This is a genomic window from Paraburkholderia sp. C35 (assembly GCF_003121405.1).
Classification (GTDB): domain Bacteria; phylum Pseudomonadota; class Gammaproteobacteria; order Burkholderiales; family Burkholderiaceae; genus Paraburkholderia.
In genome coordinates this window covers 19,573-33,184 of the sequence record NZ_QBUY01000055.1, presented here as the reverse complement: position 1 = coordinate 33,184, position 13,612 = coordinate 19,573, and the positions used below count along the sequence as shown (strand labels likewise).

Sequence of the window (13,612 nt, the reverse complement as noted above, 5' to 3'; positions counted from 1 at the left end):
GCAGGCGGCCTCTCGCAGGCACTCGACAGGAGACGTAGCGTCATGTCGGCTGTATCGGCATTCAAACTGATATTGCTTTCGCTGATCGCGATCATCGCGCTCGAACTGCTCGCGAAACGCCTGCGCCTGCCGCCCGCAGCGGCATTGCTTGTCGGCGGCGTGGCGATGGCATTCGCGCCTGGCTTGCCGCCCGTCGTGCTCGATCCCGATCTCGTGCTGATCGTCTTCCTGCCACCGCTGCTCATGGATGGCGCTTACTTCTTCGTCTGGACCGACTTCAAGCGCTACCTCAAGCCCATTCTGCTGTTCGCCATTGGTGCGGTCGCGTTCACCACGTGGATCGTCGGCGTGGTCGTGCACTGGGTCGTGCCGTCGCTGCCCTGGGCCGCGTGCTTTGCGCTCGGCGCTGTCGTGTCGCCGCCCGATGCCGTCGCAGCCAAAGCCGTGCTCGAACGGCTCGCGCTACCGCGCCGCCTGATGGTGCTGCTCGAAGGCGAAAGCCTGCTCAACGATGCCGCCGGTCTCGTACTGTTCCGCTTTGCCGTGGCGGCGGCGCTGACGGGCACCTTCAGCGCGTCGCATGCCGTCATGAGCTTCGCGGCGCTCGCCGTGGGCGGCGTGGCGGTGGGCTGCGTGGTCGGCTATGTGGTCGTGTGTCTGCTGCGCCTGCTCGACGACGACTATCTGATCATCACCACCTCGGTCATCTCCGCGTGGATCAGCTATATCGCGGGAGAAATGCTCGGCGTATCGAGCGTCATTTCGACGGTGACCTGCGGCATGCTGCTCGGCTGGCATCAGCATGAAGTGTTCTCGGCAGCCGTGCGGACGCGCGGCACCGCGTTCTGGCAGGTCGTCGTGTTCGTGTTCGAAGCGCTGGTGTTCGTGCTGATCGGCCTGTCGCTGCGCGGCGTGATGCAGCGGCTCGGCGGCATCGACAACGCGCTCGCGCTGCTCGGCCCGGCGGCGATGGCGACCGTGCTGACCGTGGTCGTGTCGCGCGGCGTGTGGACCTTCGGGCTGGAGTCGATCAACGCGATACTGGATCGCCTCGCGCGCCGCGCCGTGCCGCGCGCCGACTGGCGCTCCGCTTGCGTCGTCAGCTGGGCAGGCATGCGCGGCGTGGTGACGCTGGCCATCGCGCTGTCGTTGCCCGAAACCATGCCGGGCCGCGATCTGATCCTGTTCTCCGCGGTCGTCGTCATTCTCTTCACGGTGCTGCTGCAGGGCACGACGATCGGCTGGGTGATCCGGCTCGTGCGGCCCGCCGGCGACACGCAAGCCGCGACGTATCTGACGGAACCGCAGGCATGGGCACGGCTTGAAGCGGCGCAGCTCGAAGCGATCAAGCCACTGGCCTACGCGCCGGACGGCAGCGTGCTGCATCCACGGCTGCTCGAACAGTACAGCTACCGGGCGCGCATCACGCGCGAGTTCGAAAACGCGGCGGCCTTTCCGCTCGACGCGCGCGCGGCGCACTACGACGTCGTGCTCGCCGCCATCGCAGCAGGACGTTCGGAACTGCTGCGGATGCATCGCGGCGGCCTGATCCACGACGACATGCTGCACGCGATGGAACACGATCTCGACCTGCAGGAAATGGCATCCCGTCACGCCCGCGGCTAGCCGCCCCGGCGCCTCCACGCACACGCGGCGGCCTTCTCAAGTAATGAGAAGGCGTGCCGATATGCAATTGAGGTACTGCCTCGTCCGATTTCCTAGCCGTCGTCAGGGCAAGATATGCGCGTTGCATTCGCCGCGAGCGTTTCCTTACATGCTGCGTCCACGCCGTCACGTCATGTAACCGGCTCCCGGTTCCCCCGCAATCGTTTGCCGCGCGCAGATTCTTCTCTTTCTCCTCCCGAACGGCGAATACCTGTCCGGCGCACATCCTGCCGCCGCTGACGCCCGCCCGACCCATTCCGAACTGAAAGCGATTCTCACGTGCGACGATTTGCGTTTGCTTCCCTGCTATCCGGCCTGGTGACTCTGGTTTTTTTGTCGTTGTACGGTTGCCATCAGAAGGACGCCGCTTCGCCGACGGCCAGCGCGCCGGCCAGGACGATCATCACCGCGATGATCTGGGCGCCCGACTGGCCGGAAGAAATGCTGCAGATCGCCGCGGCATTCAGCAAGGAGAATCCCGGGAGCGGCGTGAACGTGCAGTTCATGGTGGGCAATTCCGCCGAGGCGAATATCAAGCCGCGGGTTGCGTCCGGCAATCTGCCCGATCTCGTCAGCGTGAATCCGAATGCGTATTCAGCGGAACTGGCCGACCAGGGCATTCTCGCGGACGTGAGCAAAACGACCGCGTGGCATGACATGATCGCCCCGCTGAAAAGCGACTGGACCAGCCGGCAAGGCAAGGCGTTCGGCATTTCCGGCGGCGTGGCGACCGTGTTGATGTACTACAACGAGGAGATGTTCGAAAAAGCCGGCATCAAGGCGCTGCCTACCAACTTCCGCGAGTTCCTGGCGGTCTGCGAGCAGCTCAAGCGCGCTGGCCTCACGCCCGTGATGTGGAACGGCGGGTTTCCGAACATGCTGGGCACCGGGCCATTCAGCTTCGGCTTCGCGAACAACGTGGTCGCGCGTGAGCCGGCATGGAAGAAGAAAATCGTCGATGGCACGCTGAATCTGAACACGCCCGCCGTCGCCGATATTTTTGCCAAAATGGCGCTGCTCCCCGAACGCGGCTACGTGCAGGACGGATTCATGGCGACGGATTACGACGGCGGTATCCGGCTGTTCAAGGAAGGCAAGGTCGCCATGGTGATGCACGGCAGTTGGGCCGCGGGTCTGCTGCTGCATGGCAACCCGTTCCAGACAGGCGTCTTCATCCCGCCCTGGAATGCGCCCGGCAAGCAGGTCGTGCCGATCATCGGCAGCGAAACGGGCTTTGCGGTGGCCGAGACGCCGAACAAGGCGGCCGCGACGCGCTTTCTGGAATTCATTGCCAGCAAGGGTTTCGCGATTCTCCAGGCGAAGCGCCAGAACATTTCGCCGTTCCGGCAAAGCACGGGTACGATGGCAGGCGATCCGAAGATCGTCGCGTACACGGAGGCCGTCAGTCGTTATCCCGTCACGGCGAGTCCGTACTATTCCGTGCTTCCGTCGAACTCGATCGAGCGTCTGCACCGGCTGATGCAGGACGTCCTGTTGAATAAGATCACACCCAGACAGGCCGCCCAGCAGCTCGATGCGTCCGTCAAGAATGAAGCAAAGATGCATTACAAATGAGCTCGATCATCAGTTCACTGCAACGCGTTTTTGAATATCTGTCGCAGGATCTGCTGCGCCGCGTGGAGATACGCTACCGGCTCATCACTGCGTTCATTCTGCTGTCGCTGTTGCCCGTGCTCATTTCGGGCTACATATCGTACGCAGAGTCGACGGCGGCCATCAAACAGAAGGCCGAGATCTTCTCGAAAGAAGTCGTCAAGCAGGTCTCGCGCAACATCGTGCTGCGCATGGAACAGATCGAAACGGAAAGCAGCCAGCTGGTGCTCTCCGATCAGGTGCAGTCCGCGCTGATGAAAGTCACGAACGGCAGTCCCAAGGAGCAGACGGAGGCGCGCCTCGACATGACGCGTCTGCTGCTCGATCACTACGGCGCTGTCGATTTCATCAACGAAAAGTATCTGCTCGATGCCCACAATCACGTGATGGATACGCAGGCGTTCGCGCAACTGACGCGCGGCGTGATGCAGTTCGTCAAACAGGCGCCCGACCGCAACGGGCGGCCGTACTGGGGCAGCTACGACAACGGCGTCGGCCAGCTGAATATCGGCATGGTGCGGGCCGTGATCGGCAAGAGCAACAACCGGCGGCTCGGCGATCTGGTGCTCGTAGTCCGCCCCGAGCATTTTTCGACGATCTTCAACGACGTCGCGCTCGGCACCGGCACGGAAATCTACGTGCTCGACACCGACAACAACAAGCTGATCGTGCGCGCCGACGACATGCCCGCGAGCGCCGACGCCATCGCCGAGCCGGGCCTGATCGACAGGATTTCGCACAACACGGAGATGCTCGGCCAGCCGAACGGCTTCGTCAGTTTCGAAGGCAAGGACCACGCGGGCTATTTCGCGGCCTACACGCGCATTCCTGGCACGACATGGTTCGTCGTCAGCACGATTCCCGAAAAGAAGCTCACGGCCGAGGCGCAATCCGTGCGCAACCAGATCGTGCTGGTCGGCATCTCGTGCTTCCTGCTGTCCATCTTCCTTGCCTACTTCATCTCGCACAGCATTTCGTCGCCGCTGAAAGACCTCGTGCGCAAGATGCACGACACGGGCAGCGACGCAGGCGCCGAAGAACAGGCGCTCGCCGAAACCCATGTCGATACCAGCGGCCAGGACGAACTCGGCCGGCTCGCACAGCGCTTCGAACGGATGCGCTGCGCGATCCGGCAGAAGATCCAGAAGATCAACGAGATCAATGCGTCGCTGGAACAGACGGTGGTCGAGCGCACGGCGGAACTCGTCAGCCGCGAGCAGGAATCGCGCACGCTGATCGAAAATTCACCCGACACAATCACGCGCTACGACCGCGATTTACGCCGCACGTATGCGAACCCGGCGTTTTGCGAGTCGGCGGGGCGCAGTCTGAACGAAGCGCTCGGCAAGCGGCCTTCGGAAATTCCCGGCGGCGCGAACGCGCTGATCTACGAGCGGAAAATCAGCGAGGCGATTGCGACGGGTAAAAGCGGGCATTTCGAATTGCGTTGGGTCAGCAAGGACGGGCAGGAACAGTGCTCGCATATTCGCCTCACGCCGGAGATCGATCCATCAGGCCAGGTCAATTCGGTGCTGGCCGTAGGCCGCGACCTGTCCGACCGGATGGCATTCGAAGCCGCGATCTGGCGGCAGGCGAACTTCGACACGCTGACGCAACTGCCGAATCGCCAGATGTTCCAGAACCGTCTCGAGCAGGAAGCGCGCATCGCGCAGCGCTCCGGCCAACGGATGGCGCTGATGCTGATCGATCTCGACCGCTTCAAGGAAGTCAACGATTCGCTCGGCCACGACACGGGCGATACGCTGCTGATCGAAGCCGCGCGGCGCATCACGTCGTGCGTGCGCGAGTCGGACACCGTGGCGCGGCTTGGCGGCGACGAGTTCACCGTGATCCTGCCGCATATCGACGACGGCAGCAGCATCGAGCGGATCGCGCGCAAGATCATCGATACGCTGTGCGAGCCATTCACGCTCGGCCCCGACGAGGCGTTCATCTCGGCGAGCATCGGCATGACGCTGTATCCGGACGATGCGAGCGAACTCGACGTGCTGTTCAAGAACGCCGATCAGGCGATGTACGCCGCCAAGAACGCGGGCCGCAACCGCTTCAGCTACTTCACGCCCGACCTGCAGATCGCGGCGGAAAAGCGTCTGCGCCTGACGAGCGATCTGCGTGCCGCGCTGCCGGGCGAACAGTTCCGTCTCTACTACCAGCCTATCGTCGATCTTTCGACGGGCGAGATCTACAAGGCGGAGGCGCTGATCCGCTGGTTGCATCCCGAGCGCGGCATGATCAGTCCGCTGGATTTCATTTCGCTCGCGGAAGACACCGGCCTGATCGTACCTATCGGCGATTGGGTGTTCAGGCAGGCCGTGCAGCAGGCGAAGCTGTGGCGCAATCGCTTCCATCCGTCGTTCCAGATCAGCGTGAACGTGTCGCCCGTGCAGATTCGCCAGGACAATCTGGTGTGCACGCAATGGTCCGAGCATCTGCATCGCGAAGGCATGCCGGGGCAAAGCATCGCGGTCGAAATTACGGAAGGGCTGTTGCTGCACGCCGACCTGAAAATCGACGAACGGCTGATGACGTTCCGCAACGCAGGCATCCGTATTTCCATCGACGATTTCGGCACGGGCTATTCGTCGCTGGCGTATCTGAAGCGCTTCGAAATCGACTTCCTGAAGATCGACCGCTCTTTCGTGCAGAACCTCGGTTTCGATGCGGACAATCAGGCACTGTGCGAAGCGATGGTGGTGCTCGCGCACAAGCTCGGGCTGAAGGTCATCGCCGAAGGTGTGGAAACCATCGAGCAGCGCGATTTTCTGACGGGCGTGGGCTGCGATTTCGCGCAAGGCTTTTTGTATTCGCAGCCGGTGCCGCCCGATCAGTTCGAGGCGCTGGTATGGCCGCGCGTCGAAGTCGGCGAGGAAAGCGACTGATGCGGCGCGCGGTGTGTAAAGCACCCGTGCCTTACTGCTGCGGCACTTGCGCTTGCGGAGCGCCCGCCTTCATACGCGCGATCACCGCATCCGTGACCTGCCCGGCGGCCTGTTTGATGTCGGCCTGCTGATCGTTGCCCGCCATCACGAATCTGGCCGCCGCTGCGTACGGGTTCATTTTGACGATTGCGCCGGGCATATGTTTGTCCGATTGCCCGTCGACGGTCTGATAAAGCGGCGCGGGAGATTGCTCGGGCAGCGGATCGATGGCGACGGCCAGTTCGATCCGGCCCTGTCCCGCGCCGAAGCCCACCACGGCGCGCTTCACGCGATTGCCTTCATCGACGGCGAGGAATACGCCCCGCACGAGCCATCCCTGGGCGGGAAGCGGTGCATTGGCGGGCAAGCGGCGCGCGTCGATGCCGTCGTGCTGCAAATCGGCGACAAGCGTATCCGACATCTTCGCGACCAGTGCCTGCGCTTTCTGCTGCGGATCCTGTTGCAACGGATGCACCGGCGACAGACTGCCGGCAAAACGCCGCGCGCGGCTCAGACGGCTTTGATCAGGGGTGATGTCCGCTGCGTCGAGTTCGAAGTCGGACACGTAGACGACGGGCGCGGGCGCGCCTGTCTGCTGTGCATGCGCCACGCACGCCGACGCGGCAAGCAGCAGCGCCGCCAGCGGGCGGATGCACCATCGGCTGTTCATCGCAGTCTCCTGATCTGACGATCGTGCGGAAACGGTTGGACATGCGATGAATATACGCCGCCTGCCAGAAACAGGCGGACATGCTTCGCCACGGCGCATCGGCGCCGTCAGGACGAGCCGGAAAGACGGGCGGTTGACGCCCGCCCAGCCTGTTCAGTTTCCGAAGCGCACCGGTTACTGCTTCGGAGCGCCCGTCTGCATCGTGCCGTTCGACGTGCCGCCTACCGCTTGCTGCTCCATCGCGACCTTGGCTTCAGCGGCCTGGATGTCGTCGGGATAAAAAGCGTCCTTGGCTACCGGGCGATAGCCCGCCGCTTCGACGCGTTGCAGGTCTTCACGCACCTGTGCGCGTGTGACCTCGCCCTGATTGGCCTGAGCAAAGGCAAGTGCCGGCGCAGCCAGCGCACACGAAACAGCTACGGCTTGGATCAGTGCTTTCATGATGGTTCACCTGCATGTGAGTCCTCGACCAGCGCCACACTCTTGCGGATGTGACCCCAATGCCCTTTGCTTTGCATGCCTGAAAGGGATAGCGCCATTGTGTGCACTGACCGCTGACCAAACCCTGTCTCTCAGATGACAAATCGGTCATATACGCAATCGGGCCACCGTGTCGCCGTTTATGCTGGCCGCCAGATGTCGAATTTGTAATGTCACAGTCACTCGTGAGTAAGTGCCCCGCCGCCACACTGCGACCCCATGAACTGCCCGGGCGTGATTTGCGTGTGGGTGTGCCGACAGATCACCGTCCAAGGAAACGTCATGTGGATCGTCAAACTGGCCCTGCGGCGGCCCTACACATTCATCGTGCTGGCCGTGCTGCTGTTTATCGTCGGGCCGCTCGCGATCCTGCGCACGCCGACGGACATCTTCCCGAACATCAACATTCCTGTTGTCAGCATCGTCTGGTCGTATAACGGCTTTTCCGCCGAGGACATGGCGCATCGGATCACGTCGAACTACGAGCGCGCGCTCACGACCGACGTAGACGATATCGAGCACATCGAGTCGCAATCGCTGAACGGTGTTGCCGTGGTGAAGGTGTTCTTTCATCCGGGCGCGGACATCAACCGCGCGATCGCGCAGGCCGCGTCGAATTCCGCGTCGATTCTGCGCGTGCTGCCGCCCGGCACGCTGCCGCCTAACATCATCACGTACAACGCGTCGACAGTGCCCGTGCTGCAGCTCGGTTTGTCGAGCAAGACGCTGCCCGAGCAAACGCTCTACGATCTCGGCAACAGTTTTATCCGCACGCAACTGGCGACGATTCAGGGCGCCGCCGTGCCGCTGCCATATGGCGGCAAGATCCGCCAGATCATGGTGGAACTCGATCCCAAAGCGCTGCAGGCCAAGGGTCTCGCGCCTGCCGATGTGGTCAATGCCGTCAACGCGCAGAACCTGATTCTGCCCGGCGGCACCGCAAAAATCGGTTCGCGCGAATACAACGTCGAGATGAACGGCAGCACGCAGACGGTGGCTGCGCTCAACGATCTGCCCATCAAGACAGTCAACGGCAGCGTGGTGTATGTGCGCGATGTCGCGCATGTGATCGACGGTTATGCGCCGCAGACCAATATCGTGCGCAGCGACGGCAAGCGCGCCGCGCTGCTGCAAATCGAAAAGACAGGCAGTGCTTCGACGCTCACCATCATCCAGCAGGTCAAGGCGATGTTGCCGAAGATCGCCGCGGGCCTGCCGAGTGCGCTGAAGATCACGCCGCTTGGCGATCAGTCGGTGTTCGTGAAGTCCGCCATTTCCGGCGTGGTGCGCGAAGCGTTGATCGCGGCCTGTCTGACGGCGGCGATGATCCTGCTGTTTCTCGGCAGCTGGCGCGCGACGCTGATCATCGCCGTGTCGATTCCGCTGGCCGTGCTGACCTCGCTGATTGCGCTGGCCGCGCTTGGACAGACCATCAACATCATGACGCTCGGCGGCCTTGCGCTGGCCGTCGGTATCCTCGTCGATGACGCGACCGTGGCCATCGAGAACATCACGCATCATCTGGAAAAAGGCGCGCCGCTGCACGACGCGATTCTCAACGGCTCGGGCGAGATTGCCGTGCCGACCTTCGTGTCGACGATGTCGATCTGCATCGTGTTCGTGCCGATGTTTCTGTTGTCGGGCGTCGCGCGTTATCTGTTCGTGCCGCTGGCAGAAGCCGTCGTGTTCGCGATGTGCGCGTCGTACTTCTTCTCGCGCACGCTGATTCCCACGCTCGCGATGTATCTGATGCGCGCGCCGTCTGCTGACGGGCACGCCGCGTCAGGGCGCTTCGCCGTCTTCACGCGCTTTCAACGCGGCTTCGAGCGGCGCTTCGAAGCGGTCCGCAATAGTTATCACGGCGTGCTGCAACGCGCGATTGCGAATCGCCGCCGTTTTATTCCCGTTTATCTCGCACTGTGTTTCGCGTCGCTTGCACTGATTCCGTTTGCCGGACGCGACTTTTTCCCCGCCGTCGATACGGGCGAAATCCGCCTGCATCTGCGTGCACCAACCGGCACGCGCATCGAGCAGACCGCGCGCATCACCGACGAAGTCGAAGCGAAGATTCGCAGCGTGATTCCGAAATCGGAGCAGGCCGCCGTGCTCGACAACATCGGCGTGCCTGTGAGCGGCATCAACCTGACGTACGACTCCGCGGACCCGATCGGCCCCGAAGACGCCGACGTCATGATCACGCTCACGCCCAACCACAAGCCAACCGCGCAGTACGTCGCGCAGTTGCGCAACGTGCTCACGCAAGCGTTCCCCGGCGTGACATTCGCGTTCCTGCCCGCCGATATCGTCAGCCAGATTCTCAACTTCGGCCTGCCCGCGCCTATCGACGTGCAGATCGTCGGCAACAAGCTCGATCAGAACCGCGTCGTCGCGAACAAATTGCTCGCGCAGATGCGCGGCGTGCGCGGTCTTGTCGATGCACGCATCCAGCAGCCCGGCGACGAACCGACCATCGACGTCAATGTGGATCGCACGAAAGCGATGCAGGCGGGCCTCACGCAAAAAGATGTCGCGCAGAATCTGCTGATCGCGCTCTCGGGCAGTTCGCAGACCACGCCGAATTTCTGGCTCGATCCGAAGAATGGCGTGAGTTATCCGCTGATGGCGGAAGTGCCGCAATACGACATTCACTCGCTGCAAACGCTCTCCAACATTCCGCTGACAACCAATCAGGTAAGCGTCAATCCGCAGAACCAGCTTGGCACGCTCGGCACGATGTCGCGCACCACGCAACAGGCCGTCGTGTCGCACTACAACGTGCAGCCCGTGCTCGATATTTTCGCGTCGACGCAAGGACGCGATCTGGGCGGCGTCGCTTCGGACGTGACGAAACTCGTCGATGCCGCGCGTGCACAACTGCCGCCCGGCTCGTCGATCGTGATGCGCGGCCAGGTGCAATCGATGAACGAATCGTTCACGGGTCTCGGCGCCGGCCTCGTGTTCGCGATCGCACTCGTCTATCTGCTGATGGTGGTGAACTTCCAGTCGTGGCTCGATCCGCTGATCATCGTCAGCGGCTTGCCGGGCTCGCTGGCGGGCATCGCGTGGATGCTGTTCGCCACGCACACGACGCTCAGTGTCCCCGCGTTGACGGGCACGATTCTGTGTATCGGCATCGCGACGGCCAACAGCATTCTCGTGATCAACACGGCGCGCGAATCGCTCGCGGGCGGCATGGAACCGCTGGCCGCCGCACTCGATGCCGGCTTCAACCGCTTCCGTCCCGTGCTGATGACAGCGCTCGCCATGCTGATCGGCATGCTGCCGATGGCGCTCGGTCTCGGCGATGGCGGCGAGCAGAACGCGCCGCTCGGGCGCGCGGTGATCGGTGGTCTCGCCATCGGCACGGTGTCGACGCTGATGTTCGTGCCCGTCGTGTTCGGCATGGTGCACGCGTGGCTCGCGAAACGCCGCGCCAAACGCACGAACGGTTCCACCGATGCCGCCAACGCCGACGTGACCACACACGCCAACTGAGGACTTGCCATGACCACGCCCAATCTGCCCGATCTGCCGTCGGGTCACGAACCGACACCTCGCACCAATCTCGCACTCTCCAGCGCCGCGACCACGCGCGGCAGACGTCGCTTCGTGCTGCCCATGGCACTCGCGGCCGTCGCCGCTGCGCTGCTGGCTATCGGCATCGTGCCGCGTCTGCATGCGAGCACGGCGCTCACGCAGCAGGTCGACGCGCAGCGCTATCTGAGCGTCGAAGCGTTGACGCCGACGCGCGCGCCAGCCTCGCAGGAACTGCTGTTGCCGGGCAGCGTGATGCCATTCGCCGATGCCGCGATCTACGCGCGCACCAGCGGCTACATCCAGCACTGGTACATGGACATTGGCGCCAAAGTCAGCGCAGGCCAGACACTCGCCGACATCCAGACGCCGGAACTCGACGCGCAATTGCGTCAGGCACGCGCCGACGAAGCCAACGCGAAGGCGAATTACAGCTTTGCGAGCAGCACGGCGCAGCGCTGGCAAACCATGCTGCAAACGCAGTCGGTGTCGCAGCAGGACGCCAACGCGAAGACCAGCGACAGCGCCGCGAAACTCGCGGCATGGCAGGCAGCGCAGGCGAACGTTGCGCGGCTCTCGGAACTGGTGTCGTACGAGAAGGTGACGGCACCGTTCAACGGCGTGATCACGGCGCGTAACGTCGATGTCGGCGCGCTGGTGACAGCGGGCGGCTCGCCTGGCATCGCGGCCAATGGCGGCGAACTGTTTCACATCCAGCAGACCGACCGGCTGCGTGTCTTTGTCGATGTGCCGCAGAACGATGCGCAAAGCGTCGCGCCCGGCACGAAGGTCTATCTGACAACGCAGCAGTATCCTGGCCGCCGGTTCGACGCGACGGTCGCGCGCAGTTCGGATGCCATCGATCCGGTGAGCCGCACGTTGCGCGTCGAAGTCGATGTCGACAATCGCGACGGTGCGTTGCTGCCTGGCGCGTACGCGCAGGTTCATCTTGCGCTGGTCACCGCACATCCCGCGCTCGAAGCGCCCGTCAGCGCGCTGCTGTTCCGGCCCGATGGCGTGACCGTCGCGGTGATCGGCAAGGACGACAAGGTGCAACTCAAGACCGTCACCATCGGTCGCGATTTCGGCACCTATGTCGAAGTCGCGACGGGACTCGATGCGACCGACCGCGTGATCAACAATCCCGGCGATGCGATCAGCGACGGTGAAACAGTGCGTGTGTCATCTGTGCAGGCGCCAGCAACATCCGCGACGCACAGCTAAAGACGAGGTTCATCATGTTCAATCTTCATGCGTCGCTGGTTCGCAAGTCGCTTGCCGTCGCGGTCGCCAGCGCGCTCACCGCATGTTCGACGCTGCCGCATTACTCGCAGCCGCAAACGGCTGTGCCCGATCATTTCGCGAGCGTGCCACAAGCCTCGGCGGGCTGGACAGTCGCCGCACCCGCCGACGCGCAGCCGCGCGGCCCGTGGTGGACGCTCTACGGCGACGAAGAACTGAACCATCTCGAAGCGCAAATAGACGTGTCGAATCAGACGGTGCAAAAAGCCGTCGCGCAACTCGAAGCGGCGCGCGCAATGGTGGATTATCAGCGGGCAGGCTATTCGCCCACCGTGACAGCAGGAACGTCCGCGCAGCGCTTTCGGACCTCGCAGAATGTGGTGCATCGCGGTCTCGCAGGCAAAACCGTACCGGACTTTTCCGCTGGCCTCGCGGCAAGCTGGGAACCCGATCTGTTCGGCCGCGTGAAAGACGCCACCGTCAATGCCCGCGATAACGCGCAAGCCAGCGAAGCCGATCTGCAATCGGTGCGTCTGTCCATGGCCGCCGATCTCGCCACCGACTATTTCGATCTGCGCTCGCTCGACCGGCAAAAGAAGCTGCTCGACGACAGCGTCACCGCTTACGCTGCGGCGCTGCGCATCGTGCAGCAGCAACTGAAGGACGGCGCAATCGATGCATCGGCCGTCGCGCAGGCGCAGACGCAACTCGAAAGCACGCGCACGCAGGACAGCGACATCGACGTGCAACGCGCGCAGCTTCAGCACGCCATCGCGACGCTGATCGGCCAGCCGGCTTCGTCGTTTGCGCTGCCTTCGAAGGTGGAAACCATCGCGCTGCCGCAGATTCCGGCAGGTGTGCCGTCGCAATTGCTGGAGCGCCGTCCCGATATCGCCGCTGCCGAGCGGCGCGTCGCGGCCGCCAATGCGCAGATCGGCGAAGCGCATGCGGCGTTCTATCCGAATCTCACGTTGTCGGCTTCGGCAGGTCTCGAGAGCACATTCTTCGCGCCGTGGCTGACGGCGTCGAGCCTGTTCTGGTCGCTCGGTTCGCAGCTCGCGGGCACGCTGTTCGACGGCGGACGCCGCACGGCCACGCTCAAAGGCGCGACGGCTCAATACAACGGCACCGTCGCCGATTACCGGCAAACTGTGCTGGTCGCGTTCCAGCAGGTCGAAGATCAACTCTCGACGCTCGATACGCTCGCGAACGAAGCCGACAGCCAGCAGCGCGCCACCACAGCCGCCGATCTCTCGCTGAAACTCACCACCAATCGCTATCAGGCGGGCGCCGTGAATTACCTCGATGTGGTGACGGCGCAAACCATCGCGCTTTCCAATCAGCGCACAGCCGAACAGATCGACGCACGGCGTATCGATGCCAGCGTGCAACTGCTGAAGGCGCTTGGCGGCGGCTGGAATCGCGCGTCGCTGACGGATGCAGACGCAACCAACTGACATGCACTAAC

At 63.2% G+C, this 13,612-nt stretch carries 9 protein-coding genes; 6 read left to right on the top strand and 3 right to left on the bottom strand.

What is annotated here, in order from left to right; all coding sequences use genetic code 11:
* Positions 1–42: 42 nt before the first annotated feature.
* Positions 43–1,626, top strand: coding sequence for a Na+/H+ antiporter (locus DK391_RS26840; RefSeq protein WP_109481039.1), 1,584 nt, complete (start codon positions 43–45; stop codon positions 1,624–1,626).
* Positions 1,627–2,018: 392 nt separating this feature from the next.
* Here DK391_RS26840 and DK391_RS45380 read toward each other — a convergent pair whose 3' ends face one another.
* Entirely contained in the window at positions 2,019–2,171 is a 153-nt protein-coding gene (locus DK391_RS45380) for a hypothetical protein (RefSeq protein WP_239482964.1), read from the bottom strand.
* On the opposite strand from DK391_RS45380, the gene DK391_RS26835 reads away from it, so the two are divergent.
* Together DK391_RS26835 and DK391_RS26830 are read left to right on the top strand one after the other, a co-directional pair.
* Positions 2,107–3,240, top strand: coding sequence for an extracellular solute-binding protein (locus DK391_RS26835; protein ID WP_239482963.1), 1,134 nt, complete (start codon positions 2,107–2,109; stop codon positions 3,238–3,240). The two genes, DK391_RS45380 and DK391_RS26835, sit on opposite strands and share 65 nt — an antisense overlap.
* Positions 3,237–6,179: an EAL domain-containing protein gene (locus tag DK391_RS26830; protein WP_109481037.1), complete on the top strand. Its 2,943-nt coding sequence runs from the start codon at positions 3,237–3,239 to the stop codon at positions 6,177–6,179. The genes DK391_RS26835 and DK391_RS26830 overlap by 4 nt, the downstream gene beginning before the upstream one ends.
* Before the next feature lie 31 nt (positions 6,180–6,210).
* Here DK391_RS26830 and DK391_RS26825 read toward each other — a convergent pair whose 3' ends face one another.
* Together DK391_RS26825 and DK391_RS26820 are read right to left on the bottom strand one after the other, a co-directional pair.
* Positions 6,211–6,888: a DUF4410 domain-containing protein gene (locus DK391_RS26825; RefSeq protein WP_109481036.1), complete on the bottom strand. Its 678-nt coding sequence runs from the start codon at positions 6,886–6,888 to the stop codon at positions 6,211–6,213.
* A gap of 174 nt (positions 6,889–7,062) precedes the next feature.
* Positions 7,063–7,329 (bottom strand): DUF4148 domain-containing protein, encoded by a 267-nt coding sequence (locus DK391_RS26820; RefSeq protein ID WP_109481035.1) that lies wholly within the window; start codon positions 7,327–7,329, stop codon positions 7,063–7,065.
* 321 nt (positions 7,330–7,650) lie between these two features.
* Here DK391_RS26820 and DK391_RS26815 point away from each other — a divergent pair, with 321 nt between their 5' ends.
* Genes DK391_RS26815 through DK391_RS26805 form a run of 3 tightly spaced genes read left to right on the top strand, consistent with a single transcriptional unit; the run spans position 7,651 to position 13,601 of the window.
* Positions 7,651–10,863: an efflux RND transporter permease subunit gene (locus DK391_RS26815; RefSeq protein ID WP_109481034.1), complete on the top strand. Its 3,213-nt coding sequence runs from the start codon at positions 7,651–7,653 to the stop codon at positions 10,861–10,863.
* Between the two features lie 9 nt (positions 10,864–10,872).
* A complete protein-coding gene (locus DK391_RS26810; RefSeq protein WP_109481033.1) occupies positions 10,873–12,126 on the top strand; it encodes an efflux RND transporter periplasmic adaptor subunit in 1,254 nt (417 codons plus the stop codon).
* Positions 12,127–12,140: 14 nt separating this feature from the next.
* Positions 12,141–13,601 (top strand): efflux transporter outer membrane subunit, encoded by a 1,461-nt coding sequence (locus DK391_RS26805; protein WP_109481032.1) that lies wholly within the window; start codon positions 12,141–12,143, stop codon positions 13,599–13,601.
* The last annotated feature ends 11 nt before the right edge of the window (positions 13,602–13,612 follow it).

What these genes read in the sequence shown, in the direction of transcription:
- DK391_RS26840 (WP_109481039.1), top strand. Translation starts at nt 43, where the DNA reads ATGTCGGCTGTATCGGCATTCAAACTGATATTGCTTTCGCTGATCGCG.
- DK391_RS26835 (WP_239482963.1), top strand. Translation starts at nt 2,107, where the DNA reads ATGCTGCAGATCGCCGCGGCATTCAGCAAGGAGAATCCCGGGAGCGGC.
- DK391_RS45380 (WP_239482964.1), bottom strand. Translation starts at nt 2,171, where the DNA reads ATGAACTGCACGTTCACGCCGCTCCCGGGATTCTCCTTGCTGAATGCC.
- DK391_RS26830 (WP_109481037.1), top strand. Translation starts at nt 3,237, where the DNA reads ATGAGCTCGATCATCAGTTCACTGCAACGCGTTTTTGAATATCTGTCG.
- DK391_RS26825 (WP_109481036.1), bottom strand. Translation starts at nt 6,888, where the DNA reads ATGAACAGCCGATGGTGCATCCGCCCGCTGGCGGCGCTGCTGCTTGCC.
- DK391_RS26820 (WP_109481035.1), bottom strand. Translation starts at nt 7,329, where the DNA reads ATGAAAGCACTGATCCAAGCCGTAGCTGTTTCGTGTGCGCTGGCTGCG.
- DK391_RS26815 (WP_109481034.1), top strand. Translation starts at nt 7,651, where the DNA reads ATGTGGATCGTCAAACTGGCCCTGCGGCGGCCCTACACATTCATCGTG.
- DK391_RS26810 (WP_109481033.1), top strand. Translation starts at nt 10,873, where the DNA reads ATGACCACGCCCAATCTGCCCGATCTGCCGTCGGGTCACGAACCGACA.
- DK391_RS26805 (WP_109481032.1), top strand. Translation starts at nt 12,141, where the DNA reads ATGTTCAATCTTCATGCGTCGCTGGTTCGCAAGTCGCTTGCCGTCGCG.